The sequence below is a fragment of the Hyphomicrobium sp. genome (assembly GCF_035572195.1).
GTDB lineage: Bacteria > Pseudomonadota > Alphaproteobacteria > Rhizobiales > Hyphomicrobiaceae > Hyphomicrobium_B.
In genome coordinates this window covers 1-17,672 of record NZ_DATNBA010000009.1, presented here as the reverse complement: position 1 = coordinate 17,672, position 17,672 = coordinate 1, and the positions used below count along the sequence as shown (strand labels likewise).

At 60.0% G+C, this 17,672-nt stretch carries 17 protein-coding genes and 1 pseudogene; 14 read left to right on the top strand and 4 right to left on the bottom strand.

The genetic code is table 11. The features are described from left to right. Both modB and VN623_RS01335 read left to right on the top strand, forming a co-directional pair. Window positions 1-651 (top strand): molybdate ABC transporter permease subunit (gene modB, locus VN623_RS01340; RefSeq protein WP_325567328.1); only part of this gene is annotated, 651 nt, incomplete at its 5' end. Further along, window positions 648-1,334 (top strand): molybdenum ABC transporter ATP-binding protein, encoded by a 687-nt coding sequence (locus VN623_RS01335; RefSeq protein WP_325567326.1) that lies wholly within the window; start codon window positions 648-650, stop codon window positions 1,332-1,334. The genes modB and VN623_RS01335, both read left to right, overlap by 4 nt. A gap of 37 nt (window positions 1,335-1,371) precedes the next feature. On the opposite strand, the gene VN623_RS01330 is transcribed toward VN623_RS01335, so the two are convergent. Continuing rightward, the gene (locus VN623_RS01330) at window positions 1,372-1,731 is read right to left on the bottom strand and encodes a winged helix-turn-helix domain-containing protein (RefSeq protein ID WP_325567324.1); all 360 of its coding nucleotides are present in this window, start codon (window positions 1,729-1,731) and stop codon (window positions 1,372-1,374) included. 108 nt (window positions 1,732-1,839) lie between these two features. Here VN623_RS01330 and VN623_RS01325 point away from each other — a divergent pair, with 108 nt between their 5' ends. After that, the gene (locus VN623_RS01325; protein WP_325567322.1) at window positions 1,840-2,895 is read left to right on the top strand and encodes a phosphotransferase enzyme family protein; all 1,056 of its coding nucleotides are present in this window, start codon (window positions 1,840-1,842) and stop codon (window positions 2,893-2,895) included. 13 nt (window positions 2,896-2,908) lie between these two features. Here the strand turns inward: VN623_RS01325 and VN623_RS01320 are convergent, their stop codons facing one another. The 3 genes from VN623_RS01320 to VN623_RS01310 form a co-directional block, all read right to left on the bottom strand. After that, complete coding sequence (locus tag VN623_RS01320; RefSeq protein WP_325567320.1) at window positions 2,909-3,670, bottom strand: ABC transporter permease; 762 nt, start codon at window positions 3,668-3,670, stop codon at window positions 2,909-2,911. Next, complete coding sequence (locus VN623_RS01315; protein WP_325567318.1) at window positions 3,667-4,593, bottom strand: ABC transporter ATP-binding protein; 927 nt, start codon at window positions 4,591-4,593, stop codon at window positions 3,667-3,669. The genes VN623_RS01320 and VN623_RS01315 overlap by 4 nt, the downstream gene beginning before the upstream one ends. Window positions 4,594-4,654: 61 nt before the next feature. Continuing rightward, a complete protein-coding gene (locus VN623_RS01310; protein ID WP_325567316.1) occupies window positions 4,655-5,404 on the bottom strand; it encodes a glucose 1-dehydrogenase in 750 nt (249 codons plus the stop codon). A 513-nt stretch (window positions 5,405-5,917) separates the two neighbouring features. On the opposite strand from VN623_RS01310, the gene VN623_RS01305 reads away from it, so the two are divergent. The 11 genes and pseudogenes from VN623_RS01305 to VN623_RS01255 all read left to right on the top strand — a co-directional run. Continuing rightward, on the top strand, window positions 5,918-6,538 hold the full coding sequence (locus VN623_RS01305; RefSeq protein ID WP_325567314.1) for a TetR/AcrR family transcriptional regulator: 621 nt from the start codon (window positions 5,918-5,920) through the stop codon (window positions 6,536-6,538). Window positions 6,539-6,653: 115 nt separating this feature from the next. Then, on the top strand, window positions 6,654-7,487 hold the full coding sequence (locus tag VN623_RS01300) for an oxidoreductase (protein WP_325567312.1): 834 nt from the start codon (window positions 6,654-6,656) through the stop codon (window positions 7,485-7,487). A gap of 80 nt (window positions 7,488-7,567) precedes the next feature. Then, window positions 7,568-8,542 (top strand): hypothetical protein, encoded by a 975-nt coding sequence (locus VN623_RS01295; RefSeq protein ID WP_325567310.1) that lies wholly within the window; start codon window positions 7,568-7,570, stop codon window positions 8,540-8,542. A 69-nt stretch (window positions 8,543-8,611) separates the two neighbouring features. Then, window positions 8,612-9,943 carry a PQQ-dependent sugar dehydrogenase gene (locus VN623_RS01290; RefSeq protein ID WP_325567308.1) on the top strand — a complete coding sequence of 444 codons (1,332 nt, stop codon included), beginning with the start codon at window positions 8,612-8,614 and terminating at the stop codon, window positions 9,941-9,943. Between the two features lie 163 nt (window positions 9,944-10,106). Next, entirely contained in the window at window positions 10,107-11,108 is a 1,002-nt protein-coding gene (hpnA, locus tag VN623_RS01285) for a hopanoid-associated sugar epimerase (protein ID WP_325567306.1), read from the top strand. After that, entirely contained in the window at window positions 11,105-12,271 is a 1,167-nt protein-coding gene (locus tag VN623_RS01280; RefSeq protein WP_325567304.1) for a glycosyltransferase, read from the top strand. Before hpnA ends, VN623_RS01280 begins: the two co-directional genes overlap by 4 nt. Then, on the top strand, window positions 12,268-13,152 hold the full coding sequence (hpnC, locus tag VN623_RS01275; RefSeq protein WP_325567302.1) for a squalene synthase HpnC: 885 nt from the start codon (window positions 12,268-12,270) through the stop codon (window positions 13,150-13,152). The genes VN623_RS01280 and hpnC overlap by 4 nt, the downstream gene beginning before the upstream one ends. Beyond that, window positions 13,149-13,991 carry a presqualene diphosphate synthase HpnD gene (gene hpnD, locus VN623_RS01270; RefSeq protein WP_325567300.1) on the top strand — a complete coding sequence of 281 codons (843 nt, stop codon included), beginning with the start codon at window positions 13,149-13,151 and terminating at the stop codon, window positions 13,989-13,991. The genes hpnC and hpnD overlap by 4 nt, the downstream gene beginning before the upstream one ends. Further along, entirely contained in the window at window positions 13,991-15,244 is a 1,254-nt protein-coding gene (gene hpnE / locus VN623_RS01265; RefSeq protein WP_325567299.1) for a hydroxysqualene dehydroxylase HpnE, read from the top strand. Before hpnD ends, hpnE begins: the two co-directional genes overlap by 1 nt. Before the next feature lie 30 nt (window positions 15,245-15,274). Continuing rightward, a complete protein-coding gene (shc, locus tag VN623_RS01260; protein ID WP_325567298.1) occupies window positions 15,275-17,278 on the top strand; it encodes a squalene--hopene cyclase in 2,004 nt (667 codons plus the stop codon). Window positions 17,279-17,283: 5 nt separating this feature from the next. Continuing rightward, window positions 17,284-17,672: pseudogene (locus VN623_RS01255) on the top strand (phosphorylase); the annotation flags it as partial.

Sequence of the window (17,672 nt, the reverse complement as noted above, 5' to 3'; positions counted from 1 at the left end):
CGGGTTGCCACGGTCGCGACGGTGTTTGCGCTGCCGTTCGCCATTTTCGCGGCCTATGCGCTGGCGAGATGGCGGATACCGGGCAAGCTATTCATCGATAGCGTCCTGCATTTGCCGCTCGTGATGCCACCGGTCGTGACGGGATACCTGCTGCTTTTGACGTTCGGCCGGCAGGGCCCGATAGGATCGTTCTTGTACGACGTGTTCGGCATCACGTTTTCTTTCCGGTGGACGGGGGCCGCATTGGCTTGCGGCGTCATGGGATTCCCATTGATGCTGCGAGCTATCCAACTATCGTTCGACACAATCGACCGGCGGCTCGAAACGGCCGCCGGCACGCTCGGTGCCAGCCACGGTTGGACGTTTCTGCTCATCACGCTGCCGCTGGCGCTGCCCGGAATCATCGTCGGCATTATATTGTGTTTTGCCAGGGCGCTGGGCGAGTTCGGCGCGACGATAACGTTCGTATCGAACATCCCGGGCGAGACGCAGACCATTCCGTCGGCTATCTATACCTATACGCAGGTTCCGGGCGGGGAAACACAAGCGCTGCGGCTGACATTCGTCTCCATCGTCATCGCCATGGCGGCTCTGATCGCGTCCGAAGTTTTGAGCCGCCGTATCAATAAACGCATTGCAGTATTCGAGTGACGGACTTGGCACCGCCCCTCAGCTTCAGGGCAACTCTGAACCATGAAAAATTCACCCTCGACGCGGCCTTTGAAGGCGTGCCGGGCTTGACGGCACTCTTCGGGCCGTCCGGCGCCGGCAAGACAACGGTGCTAGACATAATCGCCGGCGTGCGGCGGCCAAAGACCGCTCGTATCGTTATAGCCGGTCACACCGTCGTCGATACCGATGCCAGAATTTACGTTCCTGCCCATAAGCGGCGCACCGGCCTGGTCTTTCAGGACGCACAACTGTTCCCGCATTTGACGGTCGAGCAGAATATCAAGTTTGGACGCTGGTTTACTCAACCAGACTCGACCGCGCTTTCGATTGCGCTGGTCGTAGACGTTCTCGGCATAGGCGATCTGCTTAAGCGCCGGCCAGCCAAGCTCTCGGGCGGCGAAAGGCAGCGTGTTGCACTGGCACGTGCGCTGCTTTCATCGCCCCGCATTTTGCTGATGGACGAGCCGCTGTCAGGGCTCGACGATGCACGTCGTCTCGAAATCATGGCTCTGATCGAGCGCGTGCGCGACGAGTTCGCGATACCGATAACCTACGTCACGCATACGCGCGAAGAGGTGAGGCGCTTGGCCTCGCGAGTGGTGCAGATGGATGCCGGCAGGGTCGTCGCGATCGGTACGCCAGCCGAACTGCTGGGCCCATGATGGGCACAAGGCGGTGGCCTGGATTTGGTCGAGGCGACTATTTCTTTGCGGGTCTTTGAGGCTTCGCAAGGTGCTTTTCGATCGACGCCAGCGGCTTGGCGAAGACGCGCAGGGATTTAGCTTCCATCTCTCGATACTGCTGGACGAGCTCGGCGCCGAACGGCGTGAGCTTCGCCGCGCCTCCGCCTTTCCCGCCATGATGGCGTTCGATCAGCGGCTCGGAGAACATGCCGTTGAATTCGTCGATCAAATACCAGGCGCGTTTATAAGACATCTCCATCGCCTTCGCGGCCCTGGCGATCGATCCGTGCTGGCCGATGAGTTCGAGGAGCTCGATCCGGCCGTGGCCAATGTAGCGATCCCCTTCGAAGTCAATACGAATTTTGATCACGGTCATCGGAATATCGCTTTTGCTTTAGGCAATTCGAACGGATATGGAGTGCTTCGTTTGGCACGGGTTGCGCCATGTTGACAACCGCGGCGCGCGGAATTCTGGGATCGGGTTATGACGATCGATAGCGATCTTTCACATCCGGAGCTGTTGCAGCGATTGCAACGCCTGGCAGCTTGCGCAGTCAAGCGCTACGGCTTGCCGGACGACGTAATAGTCGAACTGTTCAATGTGTCCGAGAACACGACCTTTCGTGTCGAGGATGGCGCAACCGGACGGAAATGGGCGCTCCGCGTTCACCGGCAGGGCTATCACTCGAAAGCCGCCATCGCTTCGGAACTCGCCTGGATCGTGGCGCTGCGGCGCGACGGCGTAGCCACAACGCCGGTGCCTGTCGCGGGGCTCGACGGAGAGTTAATTCAGGTCGTCTCCATCGACGGCCTCGCGAGCCCGCGCCACGTCGTACTCTCCCAATGGGAAAGCGGCGCCGAGCCGGCGCGAACCGACATTGAGGGCTTCGAAATGCTCGGGGCGACGGCGGCCCGCATGCACGCGCACGTTCGTCGCTGGCAGCGTCCGTCGTGGTTCGAACGCCATACGTGGGACTTCGAGACGAGTCTCGGACACCGGCCGCACTGGGGCCGATGGCAGAACGGCATGGGGATGACCTCCGACGCACTGGAGGCGTTCACTGAAACCGTCGCCGTGCTCGGCGATCGGCTTCAGCGCTTCGGCAAATCACCCTCGCAGTTCAATCTCGTTCATGGCGATATGCGCCTTGCCAATCTGCTGATGGACAACGGCCTCGTCAAAGTCATTGACTTCGACGACTGCGGTTTTTCCTGGCTGCTTTATGATTGCGCGACCACGGTGTCCTTCTTTGAGCACGCGCCCGAAGTGCCGGACTTGCTCGAAGCTTGGGTACGCGGCTATCGGCGCATTGGGGAATTGAGCGTCGAAGAGGAGGGCGAGATCGCAACCTTCGTCATGTTGCGCCGCCTGCTCCTGGTCGCCTGGATAGGCTCACACTCGGAAACGGAGCTCGCGCAGTCGATGGGGCCGTCCTACACGCAGGCCTCTATACGTCTCTGCGAGCGTTATTTATCGCGTTTCGGGCAGGCCATTCATTCATCGGCTGCGGTGAAAACAATACGGCCGGCCCGCGCGTAGGTAGACCTGGGCCTCAGGCTTTAAGCCGGTATCCCGTTTTGAATATCCACCAGATGACGGCAAGGCAGATCGTGAGAAAGCCGAGCGTCATCAGCAGGCTCATTCCGACGTTTACATCCGAGATTTCGTAGAAGCTCCAGCGGAAGCCACTGATCAGATAAACGATCGGATTGAAAAGCGTCACCGTTTGCCAGAGTGGCGGCAGCATTTTGATCGAGTAGAACGTGCCGCCGAGAAACGTCAGGGGTGTCAGGATTAAAAGCGGCACGACCTGAAGCCGTTCGAACCCATCCGCCCAGATGCCGATGATGAAACCGAACATGCTGAAGGTCACCGCGGTCAGTATGAGGAACGCCAGCATCCAGAACGGATGCAAGATTTGCACCGTAACAAACAGGCTGGCAGTCGCGAGAATGACCAATCCGAGGATGACGGATTTCGTCGCCGCCGCTCCGACGTAGCCAAGCACGATCTCGAACGGTGAGACCGGAGCCGAGAGGTGCTCATAGATCGTGCCGGTGAAGCGCGGAAAATAGATCCCGAACGAGCCATTCGAGGTACTTTCCGTCAGAAGCAGCAGCATGATGAGGCCGGGAACAATGAAGGAGCCGTAGCTGACGCCGTCGATCTGAGCGATGCGCGATCCTATCGCCGCGCCGAAGACGATAAAATAAAGCGATGTCGAAAGCACGGGCGAGACGAGGCTCTGCATCAACGTGCGCCCCCAGCGGGACATCTCGAAGCCGTAGATGGCGCGAACCGCTTGAATGTTCATCGGGCTTGCCTCACCAGGTCGACGAAAATGTCTTCGAGCGAACTCTGCGACGTGTTGAGGTCCTTGAAGGACAGCCCTGCTGATCGCATGTCGTTCAAAAGCGCCGTGATGCCCGTTCGTTCGGCATGTGTGTCGTAGGTATAGATCAGCTCGTTGCCGTCTGCGCCGAGTTGCAGACCATAGGGTTCGAGCGCCGGCGGGATCTCCGACAGCGGCGCTTGCAGCTGAAGAACCAGCTGCTTCTTGCCAAGCTTGCGCATGAGCTCGGCCTTTTCTTCAACGAGGATGATTTCGCCTTTGGCGATGACGCCGATGCGATCCGCCATCTCCTCGGCCTCTTCGATGTAATGCGTCGTAAGAATAATCGTGACGCCGGACTCGCGCATCGTCCGCACGATATTCCACATCTCGCGGCGAAGCTCGACATCGACGCCGGCTGTCGGTTCGTCGAGAAACAGAATGCGGGGTTCGTGCGCCAAGGCTTTCGCAATCAGCAGCCGGCGTTTCATGCCGCCCGAAAGCGTCAGGATCTTGCTATCCTTCTTTTCCCAGAGCGTAAGCTCCTTCAGCACCTTTTCGATGTACGCCGGGTCGCGGCGCTTGCCGAAAAGACCGCGGCTGAAATTCACCGTCGCCCACACGGTCTCGAACATATCGGTGGCAAGTTCCTGCGGCACGAGGCCGATCATGGATCGGACCGCCCGGAAATCAGCCACAATATCTTTGCCGTCGACGGTGATCGAGCCGCTGCTGGGATTGACGATGCCGCAGATAATATTGATCAGCGTCGTCTTACCGGCGCCGTTCGGCCCGAGCAGGGCGAAAATTTCGCCCTGCCGGATCTCGAGATCGATGGACTTCAGCGCCCGGAAGCCGGAGGCGTAGGTTTTCGACAGTTTTGAAACTGAAATGATTGCGGTCATCAGGGACTCTAGCAATGCCGGCGTCTAGGCGCACCCGCATCGCAAGGTCGCATGTGTCTTGTCAATGAAAACCGCCTGAAGCCGCGAGCCTCTCACCGGTCAGCCAGAAAGATTGATCGGAAGCGAGAAATACCGCGACTTTTGCAATGTCATCGGGCTGCCCCATACGTCCGAGCGGCGTTTGTGCGATCATCTGCTTCGCAAAGTCGCTGCCGATGACGCCGATGCTTTTCACGCCCTCGGTTTCGACGCCACCCGGCGCAATGGTGTTGACGCGAATTTTTTTCTGCCCGAGCTCGTTGGCCAAAACCCGCGTGATCGAATCGACGGCGCCCTTTGTTGCCGAATAAACGACAGTGTTCGGCGTTGAGCCAAGGCTGGCGATAGAACTGATGTTGATGACGCTGCCACCTTCCGGCCGGAAATGATTGAGCGACTCTTGGATCGTCAAGATCGTTCCGAGCACATTGGTATTGAACTCGCGATGGAATTCTTTTTCCGTCACGGCTTCGAGCGCGTCAAACTCGTAGACACCAGCATTGTTGACGAGAACGTCGATGGCGCCAAATGCCTTTTTCGTTTCGCTGAAAAGGCGTTTCACGTCCTCTGCTTTCGAAACGTCGCCCTGCACGGCGATCGCTTTCCCGCCTTTGCTTGTGATGTCTCGGACGACGCGATCCGCGCCCTCTCTGCTTGATGCATAATTGACGACGACGGAGGCACCGGCCGCTGCGAAGCTCTCGGCGATGCCCGCGCCGATGCCTTTCGAAGCACCGGTCACGACGGCGACCTTGCCCTCTAAATTGCTCATCTTGCTGTATCCTTGATCAATCATATTTTCAGGGGATTGCTTCCGCGACCGGCGCATGGCTGGTCTCTCCGCGGAACCGTCTCGGCGCATGCGGAATAACGGGAAGCGATGATGTGAGATTGTGAGCTCGGGAGATCAGGGCGTGCTCAATTTGCCCTGATCTCCCCGCGCTCGAATTTCGGTTTAGGAAAAGTTGTCGAGGCTCAGGCCCGGCGCCCAACGGTCGCGAGGGACTGCAAATTCGCGCTCATCATTGAGATGATCGCGAGGCCGAATTCTCGGTTCGCACGCCGATACAAGTATTGGAACCACGCGAGCATCGGGGAGTGTTGAGTCTGCGTGGCCCGAAAACCAACTCGCAAATCCCCGGAGGACCGCCGTCGCGCCATCTAGAGTGCTTTTCATCATGCGCCTCATGTCCTATATCTGTACTGAACAGTACCGATATAGGATCGGGCTTGGCAGTGTCAACAATTATTTGTATCGCTCAGTACGAATATGTATAGGGACGAAATGGATAAGGCAAATCCAGCGACAGCCGCGGCGCAAAAGGGCCGACCCCGCGGCTTCGACGCTGACGAGGCACTCGACAAGGCGCTGCACGTGTTTTGGCGGCACGGCTACGAAGGCGCATCGCTTTCGGACCTGACCGAAGCGATGGGCATCAATCGTCCGAGCCTTTATGCGGCGTTCGGAAACAAAGAAGAGCTCTTTCGTCGCGCACTCGATCGTTATGCCGAAAAAGGTCCGGGTGCGGTTTATCGCAAGGCATTGGCCGAACCATCCGCTAGGGCCGTCGTCGAGCGGCTGCTGAACGGCGTGGCGGAATTTTTGACGGAGCCAAACAATCCGCCCGGCTGCCTCGCCGTTCAAGGAGCGTTGTCCTGTGGCGAAGCGTCCGAATCGATAAAAAGCGAACTATGTCGCCGTCGCGCCGATAACGAGTGCGCGTTACGCGAACGCTTCGAGCGTGCCAAAACCGAAGGCGATCTTTCCGCAGACGCCGATGCCGCGGCGCTGGCTCGTTTCATCTTCACTGTGACACAAGGTATGTCCGTGCAAGTCGCAGGCGGAGCATCACGCGCCGATCTGTTGATGGTCGCGGACATGGCCATGAAGGCTTGGCCGCAATAGGAAGGCGCTTGCAAGACGGCGTGCCGATGACCAACTGACGATGACGCGCGAAGCCGGCGTCAGGGCTTCATCAGCTCGCCATGAACTCTGAAATCTTGAAATATGGAGCGATGCTATGGCCAACTGGCTCATCACCGGCGTCAGCAGTGGATTTGGGCGGGCCTTGGCTGAGGCGGTGCTCGCCAAAGGCGATACGGTTGCCGGCACAGTCCGCAATGAAGCGGCAAAGTCCGAGTTCGAGAAACTCGCTCCCGGTAAGGCCGTCGGTATACGTCTCGATGTCACCGATCAGGCGAGCGTGCGGCGTGGCGTTGAAGAAGCGGAGAAAAAGACCGGCGGCATCGACGTTCTCGTTAATAACGCTGGCTACGGTCTCGAAGGCGCCGTCGAGGAGGTAACTCTCGAGCAGATCCGATCGCAGTTCGAAGTCAATGTCTTTGGCGCCGTCTCGGTCATCCAGGCGGCGTTGCCATATATGCGCAAGCGCCGCGCCGGTCATATCGTCAACATCACATCGATGGGCGGACTGACAGCCTTCCCGGGCGTCGGCATTTACAACGGCAGCAAATTTGCGCTCGAAGGAATCTCCGAAGCGCTCGCCAAAGAGGTGAAACCTCTCGGCATCAAGGTCATCATCGTCGCCCCGGGTTCATTTCGAACCGACTGGGCCGGCCGGTCGATGGTTCACGTCGACGGCCCAATCGCCGATTACGAAGCGACGGCCGGAGCATTCCGCAAATCGTTGGCGCATCGCAATGGCCGTCAGGCGGGCGATCCGCAGAAAGCCGCGGAAGCAATCATCACCGCTGTCGCATCCTCAGACCCTCCGCTGCACCTTCTCCTTGGTCCGGACGCATTGCGATTTGTCGGCGAAAAGCTTGGAGCGCTGCAGGCCGAAATCCTCAAGTGGGCCCCTGTCTCGGCCGCCACGAATTTCAGCGATGCGTGAATGGGTTCGATCACACGGACGCAAACGCCCTGCAAATACCTGACTACTGCCTATGACTAGCCTTCAGCAAAGGACCAACAATGATCAAGAAGAAGACAATCATCGCCGCGATCGCGACATCGGCTCTGAGCCTTCTCGCCGCTGCACCACCAGCAGTGTCGCAAGACGTAAAAAGTGTCGAACTGCCTGGCGATCAAGCCTATCCGGAAAGCATTTCTGCGGCGTCGGACGGCACGATCTACGTCAGCAGTTTGGCTTCGGGAGGAATTTTCCGCATCGCGCCAGGCTCGGCAAAAGGCGAGGTTTGGATCAAGCCCGGCGCGTTCGACAGCCGGTCGACGTTGGGCGTCCTTGTCGATGAGGCGACAAAGACGCTGTGGGTTTGTTCGAACGATATGTCGGGAATGGGCGTGCCCGGCCCGGGCACGGTCACCGGCAGCTACGTGAAAGGCTTTGATCTCGCCACCGGCGAGGGCAAGTTCAGCGCCAAGCTTCCTGGCGAGCACACCCTTTGCAACGACATGGCCATCGGCCCCGACGGATCTCTGTTCGTCACAAATTCTCTCGCGCCGCAAATCCTGCGTCTTAAGCCCGGAAGCAAGGAGCTTGAGGTTTGGCTGGATGATCCGCAGTTTGAGCCACCGAAGGGTCAACCGGGTGTCGACGGATTAGCGTTTGGCGGCGATGGCAATCTCTACGTCAACACATTCGCGAAGGGCGACTTCTTCCGCGTCGATGTCTCGAACGGTACCGCGGGGAAAGTGACGAAGCTCAAGACATCGCGTCCACTGTCCTTCCCCGATGCGTTGCGTCCGGTCAGCGGCCAAACCTTTATCATGGCGGAAGGCGGAGGCACGCTCGATCGCGTCACGGTTTCCGGCGACGAGGCGACCTTCGAAACCGTCAAGGGTGGGCTTTCCGGACCAACGGCGGTCGCGTTGGTGGGATCAACGGCGTGGGTAGCCGAAGGTCAGCTGCCGCATCTCTTCGAAGCTGCCAAGAATGGCCCGCCAAAGCTGCCGTTTCACGTCCAGTCCGCGCAATGGACGAAGTGAGGCGATCGCTAACTCACGTATCGACAGCGCAGATGGCGCTTCATGCAAACCGCAGATTCGGAGAACGGTATGACGCCCCTGCTTCAAACACTGCGGCCAGCTTCGCGGTTAATCGCGGCCAGTTTATCGCTGGCCGCGATTCTCGGCGCGGCTGTGCCTGGATTTGCTGAAGACGGCAACGCAGCGGCGCCAGCGGCTCAAAACAGGTCCTGCGCTGAAGACAACGGCGGCCTCACGCTGCCGGAAGGATTCTGCGCGACGATCTTTGCGGACGGATTAGGACACGCGCGCCACCTTGTCGTTGCGACTGACGGCACTGTCTATGTCAACGCTCGCCACGTGAAACGATCCTCCAGCGGATCGCTTGTCGCCCTAAAGGACACCAAGGGCGACGGCAAAGCCGATGTGATCCAAGCCTTCGGCGATCCTCAAGGCGGCGGAACGGGTATCGCTCTCTATAAGAACTGGCTTTACGCCGAGAATAAAGATCGCATCGTGCGTTACGCGCTGACCGAGGGCGACGCCGTTCCGAAGGGCGAACCGGAGACCGTCATTTCCGGATTGCCGCTTAACGGCAATCATGTGGCGCATCCCTTCGCGATCGATGCGGAAGGCAACCTTTTCGTCAACCTAGGTTCGGCGACCAACTCCTGCCAAAAGGAGGATCGTATCGCGGGATCGCCTGGGCTCGATCCCTGCGAAGAACTCAAGACGCGCGGCGGCATTTGGCGCTATGACGCCAACAAGACAAACCAAACATTCTCGCCATCAGAACGCTACGCGACCGGGTTGCGCAACGCAGTGGGCATCGACGTCGATGCCGCCGGCCGCACCTTCGCGACCCAGCATGGCCGCGATCAGCTTTATGAGAATTGGCCGAACTTGTATTCTTCCGAACGCGGTACCGAATTGCCGGCGGAAGAACTCGTTCTTCTCAAACAGGGCGGCGACTACGGTTGGCCGTTCTGCTATTTCGACGGCGACCAGCAGAAGCGCGTGCTGGCTCCGGAGTATGATGGCGACGGCGGAAAGGCCGTCGGTTTATGCAATGAAAAGCTGCCGCCCGTTGCAGCGTTCCCGGCCCACTGGGCGCCAAATGATGTGAAAGTCTATAACGGATCGCAGTTCCCGCAAGCCTACCATGGCGGAGCCTTCATCGCGTTTCACGGGTCGTGGAATCGCTCGTCGGGTCCCCAGGGCGGTTACAACGTCGTGTTTCAACCGCTTGCCGACGGCAAGGCATCAGGCAAGTACACGATATTTGCCGATGGCTTTGCAGGTGAGGGCGGGACGAACGCCGCCGAGCATCGTCCGACGGGATTGGCTGTTGGGCCGGATGGGGCGCTTTATGTCAGCGACGACGCTGGCGGCCGGATCTGGCGCATCGTCTACAAAGGCTGATTCGATCATAGCGATCGCGGCTTCGGATAGGGCCGCAATATGCCTCCCGTGCTACAAAATCGTATTGATCATGCCGCTTTCGCGTCGAAATGCGGAGTAGGTGTACTGCGGCGCGCGAAGGCGGTAAGCGTGAAGAATTGCGCATGAGCGGGGGTGGGCGCGCGTGGCGGCGAAAGACGTTGCATTTCTGACAGGAGCTACAGGTTTCGTTGGCTCGGCGGTCGCACGCAAGCTCTTGAGTGAAGGGCTGGCAGTCCGGGCGCTTGTTCGACGCGGCAGCAACCGGTCCAATCTCGAAGGGCTCGATCTCAACCTCGTCGAGGGCGACATCCGTGACGCTGAACTTCTTCACCGCGTCGTGCACGGCGTTCGGTACGTCTTCCATGTCGCGGCCGATTATCGGCTTTGGGCGCCGGATCCCAAGGAAATTTTCGCAACGAACGTCGATGGCACGCGCGCCATCATGGAGTTGGCGTTGGAAGCGGGCGTAGAGCGCGTCGTCTATACTTCGAGCGTTGCGACGCTGCGCTTGCCGGACAATGGTGCAGCGGCGGACGAGACCGCGCCGCTCGATCAAGCCGATGCCATCGGCGCTTATAAGCAAAGCAAGGTCCTGGCGGAACGTCTGGTCGAGCGCATGGTCGCCGAGGCCAATCTTCCTGCCGTCATCGTCAATCCATCAACGCCGATCGGCCCGCGCGATGTTCGCCCGACACCAACTGGCCGTATCGTCGTCGAAGCGGCAACGGGCCGTATGCCGGCCTTCGTCGATACCGGTCTCAATCTCGTTCATGTCGACGATGTAGCTGCTGGGCACGTTGCCGCCTTGCGTCGCGGGCGTGTCGGAGAGCGCTACATTCTGGGCGGTGAGAACCTGAGTCTCGGGCAAATGCTGGCCGAAATCGCGCGTCTTGCGGGCCGGCGCCCACCGACCGTAAAATTGCCTCGCGCTCTCATCTATCCCATCGCCTACGCGGCTGAAGGTTTAGCGCGGATCACCAAGCGCGAGCCGTTCGTAACCGTCGATGGTTTGAGGATGGCAAAATATAAAATGTTTTTTTCGTCCGCCAAGGCCGAACGTGAACTTTCTTACCAAGCGCGGCCGGCGGCCGAGGCTTTGGCCGATGCCTATCGCTGGTTTCTCGATGCGGGCTATCTCAAATGACCGCGACAGACATCGTAGCGGCACTTGGCCTCGCGGCGTGGCTCTACCTCGTTCTACTGCACGGCCGTTTCTGGCTGGCGCGAGAACGCGAAGAGCAGGGTTCGCTGACCGAGCCGAGTGATCCGAAAGATTGGCCGCGTGTTACGGCAGTCATTCCGGCGCGCAACGAGGCCGACATGCTGCCCCGGTCTCTCGCGTCTCTGATGGCGCAGAATTACCCCGGCGAGTTTTCAATCGTGCTTGTCGACGATCAAAGCAGCGACCGCACGGCAGACATTGCCCGCGAAATCGGCCTGGACGCTGGACGAAAAATTTCCGTCGTTGCAGGCGCGCCACTGCCCCCGGCATGGGCTGGCAAGGTCTGGGCCATGCATCAGGGAATAGCGGCTGCGAATAGCGTTCAGTCGCCACCACGATATCTTCTGCTGACCGACGCCGATATCAGCTACCAGCCGGACGTGCTGAAGTCGGTTGTCGCTCGCGTGGTGGCAGATCAGCGCGTTCTCACATCGGTGATGGCCAAGCTCAACTGCGAAAGCTTTGCTGAGCGTGCGCTTGTTCCAGCTTTCATCTTTTTCTTTCAAATGCTCTACCCCTTCGCACGCGTTAATCGAAGGACGGCCGCGACTGCAGCGGCGGCCGGTGGCTGCATGCTCGTCGATAGCGCGGCGCTCGAGCGCGCCGGCGGCATCGCAGCGATCCGGGGCGCATTGATTGACGATTGCGCGCTGGCGAAAGTCCTGAAGCGCGAAGGGCCTATCTGGCTGGGGCTCTCGAATCGAGTAACGAGCATTCGTCCTTACGGCACCTTTGAGGATATTCGCCGTATGGTCGCACGCTCGGCCTACGCGCAACTTCGTTATTCTCCGCTGCTGCTGATCGCGACCGTCGCAGGCATGAGTCTGATTTATCTCGCGCCTCCTGTTTTAACATTGTTCGCGAGCTTTCCGGCCAATGCGCTCGCGGCCGGTGCGTACGTATTGATGGTCATTGCGTTCGAACCGACCTTGCGGCTTTACGGGCGTTCGCCATTATGGGGGTTTGCACTACCGCTCATCGCGGCTGTCTATTTGGGCTTCACGCTCGATTCGGCGTATCAGCATAGTGCCGGGCGGGGCGGACTGTGGAAGGGTCGCGTGCAGGCCGAAACGGGAAAGCAATGACGGTCGACACGAAATACAAATCGGGCAAGTCAGAGCGTGACGAGAATTTTCCCGTCGCGTCTCGCTTCGTCGCGCCGCGCTTCCGCGCGCCCATACTGGCGTTCTACCGCTTTGCCCGCGCCGCCGACGATGCAGCCGACAATCCGAAACTCGACGCAACATCGAAGCTCGCAATTCTCTCAGCTCTTGAAGACACTCTTCTCGGCCGATCCGACGCTGCGGGCGACGCGGTTCCACTTCGCGCAGAACTGCGAGCGCGAAATCTTACGGCGCAACACGCGCTCGACCTGCTCAAGGCATTTCGCCAGGATGTCGCCAAAAGCCGATATAACACCTGGTCCGAACTCATCGAGTACTGCCGCTATTCGGCGATGCCCGTCGGACGGTTTGTTCTCGACGTACATGGCGAGGCGCGATCGACGTGGGAAGCGTCCGATGCGCTATGCACGGCGCTGCAGATCATCAATCATCTTCAGGATTGCGCCAAAGACAATAGAGATCTCGACCGGGTCTACATTCCGCTCGAAGATCTGGCGAAGCACGGGACTGAAGTCGCGGCTCTTGCGCGGCCTAAAGCATCGCCGCAATTACTCGCCTGTCTTCATTCCCTTGCCGACCGAACTGCCGGGTTGCTTCCAGAAGCGTCTCTCCTGCCTCGAAACGTGGCGGACTTGCGCCTGAGCGTCGAAACGTCGGTGATCGTTGCGTTGGCTCGCAAACTGCTCGCTCGCCTGAAGACGCGTGACCCTCTGACTGATCGCGTCCATTTGTCGAAGCCCTATGCGGCATCGATTGCGGCTCGCGCAGCAGCGGCGGCCCTGGTAGGACGCGCAGCAGGCAAGCGCGGCAGTTATGAAATCGTCAAGGATGACGCCGCATGAGTTCCGAAATGCAGACGCTCAGTGCAGAAGAGACGCCAGCTGCTGCCGGAAGCTCGTTCTATGCGGCGATGCGTATTCTTCCGCGGCCGCAGCGCGAAGCGATGTACCACGTTTATACGTTTTGCCGCGCCGCTGACGACATCGCCGACAACGGCGGACCCCGGGAGCACCGGCTCGCGGAACTGGCCCGCTATAAAGCCGACATTGATCAGCTCTATGCCGACGGGAGGCTGACGAGTCGCACGCGCGATCTTGCGGCGCCGGTTGCTGAATTCGGATTGCTCAAAGATGATTTCTTCGCCGTCCTCGACGGTATGGAAATGGACGTGCTGCGCGACATTCGCTCGCCCGATTGGAAAGAACTCGATCTTTACTGCGATAGGGCGGCCTCGGCGGTCGGCCGGCTTTCTGTCCGCATCTTCGGTATGGGCGAGGCGCAAGGCATCGAGCTCTCGCATCATCTCGGCCGGGCGCTGCAGCTGACGAATATTCTGCGCGACGTCGATGAAGATGCTGCGATGGGGCGGCTCTATCTTCCGAAAGAAGCGCTCCGGGAAGCGGGCATAACGGATACAAATATCAAAGACATTCTTGCACACCCGGGGCTTGACCGCGCGTGCCGCAACATCGCGCAAATAACTAGAAATCACTATGTTCAGTCCGAGCGGGTCATGGCGCGCTGCGCACGCCGCGCAGCGCGTTCGCCGCGTATGATGGCGACTGTTTACCGGGGCATCCTCGAAAAACTGATCGCACGCGGTTGGCATGCGCCGCGCGCCGACGTTCGCCGCTCCAAGCGTTACGTCCTGTGGGCGGTTTTGCGCGACGGCATTTTTTAATGACGCGCGGCACGACCCACGTTGTCGGCGCCGGACTTGCCGGACTGGCCGCCGCTGTAAAGCTCGTCGCACAGAATCGTCACGTCATCGTGCACGAGCTGGCGCGTCATGCGGGCGGGCGGTGCCGCTCCTACTTCGAACCGGCGCTTGGCCTCACGATCGACAACGGCAATCACCTGCTGCTTTCCGGCAATCGCAGTGCGCTCGACTTTCTCGGACAGATTGGCGGGCTCCAGTTGTTGACTGGGCCTCCGCGATCCGAGTTTGCATTTTGCGACGCGGCCTCCGGTGAGCGGTGGCTGCTGAAGCCAAACAATGGTCCGCTGCCGTGGTGGATATTTTCGGCTAACCGGCGCGTTCCGCGAACGCATGCGCGCCAATACCTGCAGCTAGGAACATTGTTGTTTGCTAGCGAAGGCGACACAGTCGGCGACAAGCTCGATAGTCAAAACGATCTTTATAAACGGCTCATGCGGCCGGTGCTGCTTGCAGCGCTGAACTGCGATCCGGCCGAGGGTTCGGCGTGGCTCGCAGGCGCGGTCATCCGCGAAACGTTGGCGCGGGGTGGCCAAGCCTGTCGCCCGCTCATCGCCGCGAAGGGGCTCGGCCCGGCGCTAGTCGATCCGGCCTTGGCTTACATCGAACAGCGCGGCGGGACGGTGCGTTTCGATAATGCATTGCGGGCATTCGAGTTCACTGACGGTCGCCTTACCGCGCTAAAGTTTGCCGATGAAACCATCGAACTCGGCGAGCAAGACAATGTTGTCCTCGCCGTTCCGGCCTGGGTCGCGCGGACGCTCGTTCCCGACCTGGCGGTGCCGACGGAATACAGATCGATCCTCAATGCGCATTTCAAGATCGCCCCACCCGTCAGCCTGCCGAAGATCACCGGCGTCATCAATGCAACGACGGAATGGCTCTTTGCTTTCCACGATCGCTTGTCTGTAACCGTCAGTTCCGCGGATCGCTTCAACGAGACAGAGAGAGAGCCGCTGGCACGCCAAATCTGGACGGAGGTTTCGAAGGTCGCGGGCCTGAATGCGGAACTGCCGCCTTGGCAAATCGTCAAAGAACGCCGGGCCACGTTCGCCGCAACGCCCTCGCAAAATGCGTTGCGCCCGAAGGCCGGAACACGCTGGAAGAACCTTTTTCTCGGCGGCGACTGGACGCAGACCGGCCTCCCGGCCACGATTGAGGGCGCCATACGCTCGGGCGAAACAGCCGCCAAACTGGCGACGGCGGCGCAATCCTGATACGACGCTTGCCGATCGGAGGGTGCTTCTATGGGAATTGACATCGCAACGAGCGCCGCTCGGGCCGCACCTTTCAGCGTACCGCGCGACGGCGTCGGCAACGAAAATCTCGAAGCCGCGATTTCGGCAGCAACGAGCGCGCTGCTGGCGCTGCAACGCGACGACGGTCATTTCGTTTTCGAACTCGAAGCCGACGCAACCATTCCGGCTGAATACGTTTTGATGCGCCACTACCTCGGCGAGCCGGTCGACTCAGCGTTGGAAGCAAAGATCGCCAACTACCTTCGCCGCATTCAGTCACAGGACGGCGGCTGGCCGTTGTTCCATGACGGCGCATCGAACATCAGCGCCAGCGTCAAGGCCTATTACGCCTTGAAGATGATCGGCGCCGGTACGGACGAGCCTCACATGATACGGGCGCGTCGGTGGATACTGGCCGAGGGAGGTGCCGCGCACAGCAACGTCTTTACGCGCAACCTGCTCGCGCTTTTCGGGTCAATTCCGTGGAGCGGCGTGCCTGTCGTACCCGTCGAAATCATGGTGCTGCCACGCTGGTTTCCATTTCACATCGACAAGATTTCTTATTGGGCGCGCACGGTGCTGGTGCCGCTAACGGTGCTCAATGCATTGAAGCCCAAAGCGCGAAACCCGAAAGGCGTGCAGATCGACGAACTCTACGTTACGCCGCCGACATCTGTTCGCCATTGGCCGAAGGGGCCGCATCAGACGTTTCCCTGGTCGCAAATTTTCGGCGGCGTCGACCGCGTACTGAGACTTTTCGAGCCCATCTTTCCGAAGTCGTTGCGCCAGCGGTCCATCGGCAAGGCTGAAGCGTTCATAACGTCACGCCTCAATGGCGAGGACGGACTCGGCGCCATCTTCCCGGCGATGGTCAATTCCGTGCTGGTCTACGATGCGCTCGGATATTCGCGCGATCATCCCGATTATCTTACGGCTCGTGGATCGATCGAGAAGCTGCTGATCGTCAAAGACGACGAAGCATATTGCCAGCCTTGCTTGTCTCCGGTGTGGGATACGGCGCTGACGGCGCACGCGTTGATGGAAGCGGGTGGGGCTGAAGCGGAATCGAGCGCCGATCGCGCCCTGGCGTGGCTCAAACCGTTGCAGGTTCTCGACACCGTCGGCGATTGGGCGGCGACCCGCCCCGGCATTCGCCCCGGCGGTTGGGCGTTTCAGTACGCCAACCCTTATTATCCCGATACCGACGACACGGCGGTCGTGGTGATGGCGATGGACCGCGCGCTCGGCCGCGCTGCCGCCAATGGCGACACGTACCGCGGGGCCATTGCGCGCGGCCGCGAGTGGACCGTCGGGATGCAGAGCCGCAACGGTGGATGGGGCGCCTTCGACGCCGATAACACCTACGAGTATTTGAATCAGATTCCGTTTTCCGATCACGGCGCGTTGCTCGACCCCCCGACGGCGGACGTCACGGCGCGCTGCGCGTCGATGCTGGCTCAGCTTGGCGAACGGCGTGGCGAGGGCGGCGCGCTCGACAAGGCCATCGCCTACCTCGAACGGACGCAGGAAAAGGACGGCAGCTGGTACGGCCGCTGGGGTATGAATTACATCTACGGAACTTGGTCTGTGCTTTGCGCGCTGAATGCCGCCGGACTCGATCGCAAGTCTGACGTTGTACGCAAATCCGTCGACTGGCTCGCTTCCATCCAAAATTCTGACGGCGGCTGGGGCGAGGATGGCGAAAGCTATAGGCTCGACTACAAAGGATATGAGCCCGCGCCGAGCACGGCGTCGCAAACGGCGTGGGCATTGATGGGCCTGATGGCGGCGGGCGAAGCTGATCATCCTGCCGTGGAGAAAGGCATCGCCTATCTCGCGTCGACGCAGGGTCAAGACGGCTTCTGGGGTGAAGAGCGTTTCACCGCGACCGGCTTTCCGCGCGTCTTTTATCTTCGCTATCACGGCTATGCGAAATTTTTTCCGATGTGGGCCTTGGCGCGCTACCGCAATCTCAAAGCTGCAAACACCAAATCGGTTCTGGTCGGGATGTAACGCCAGTGCAGTCCGTGGGTTTGGTGATCGCCGCGACAGGCCTTGCTGCGGAAGCGCGAATTGCGGAGCATTCTAAAGGCGTCATAGCTGTCGCGGCAGGCGGCGATGCAACACGCCTCGCGTCTTTGATCGAAGGGCTAATTGCCGACGGCGCGCGCGGCATCATCAGCTTCGGCATCGCCGGTGGCCTGCGCGCAGACTTGAAATCCGGAACTTGTGTCGTCGGAACGTCGGTTGTTCACGGCGGGCGTTCCTACTTGGCAGACGCGGCCTGGACAAAGCGCATCGCCGGATGTTTGCCCGACGCGGAACTCGGTGCGATCGCCGGTTGTCAGAGCGTCGTCGCAAATCCAGCAGCAAAGAAGCTCTTGTTCGATGAGACGGGCGCCATCGC

Coding starts and splice junctions, on each gene's coding strand:
- VN623_RS01330 (WP_325567324.1), bottom strand. CDS start 1,731: ATGACCGTGATCAAAATTCGTATTGACTTCGAAGGGGATCGCTACATT.
- VN623_RS01325 (WP_325567322.1), top strand. CDS start 1,840: ATGACGATCGATAGCGATCTTTCACATCCGGAGCTGTTGCAGCGATTG.
- VN623_RS01320 (WP_325567320.1), bottom strand. CDS start 3,670: ATGAACATTCAAGCGGTTCGCGCCATCTACGGCTTCGAGATGTCCCGC.
- VN623_RS01315 (WP_325567318.1), bottom strand. CDS start 4,593: ATGACCGCAATCATTTCAGTTTCAAAACTGTCGAAAACCTACGCCTCC.
- VN623_RS01310 (WP_325567316.1), bottom strand. CDS start 5,404: ATGAGCAATTTAGAGGGCAAGGTCGCCGTCGTGACCGGTGCTTCGAAA.
- VN623_RS01305 (WP_325567314.1), top strand. CDS start 5,918: ATGGATAAGGCAAATCCAGCGACAGCCGCGGCGCAAAAGGGCCGACCC.
- VN623_RS01300 (WP_325567312.1), top strand. CDS start 6,654: ATGGCCAACTGGCTCATCACCGGCGTCAGCAGTGGATTTGGGCGGGCC.
- VN623_RS01295 (WP_325567310.1), top strand. CDS start 7,568: ATGATCAAGAAGAAGACAATCATCGCCGCGATCGCGACATCGGCTCTG.
- VN623_RS01290 (WP_325567308.1), top strand. CDS start 8,612: ATGACGCCCCTGCTTCAAACACTGCGGCCAGCTTCGCGGTTAATCGCG.
- VN623_RS01280 (WP_325567304.1), top strand. CDS start 11,105: ATGACCGCGACAGACATCGTAGCGGCACTTGGCCTCGCGGCGTGGCTC.
- hpnC (WP_325567302.1), top strand. CDS start 12,268: ATGACGGTCGACACGAAATACAAATCGGGCAAGTCAGAGCGTGACGAG.
- hpnD (WP_325567300.1), top strand. CDS start 13,149: ATGAGTTCCGAAATGCAGACGCTCAGTGCAGAAGAGACGCCAGCTGCT.
- hpnE (WP_325567299.1), top strand. CDS start 13,991: ATGACGCGCGGCACGACCCACGTTGTCGGCGCCGGACTTGCCGGACTG.
- shc (WP_325567298.1), top strand. CDS start 15,275: ATGGGAATTGACATCGCAACGAGCGCCGCTCGGGCCGCACCTTTCAGC.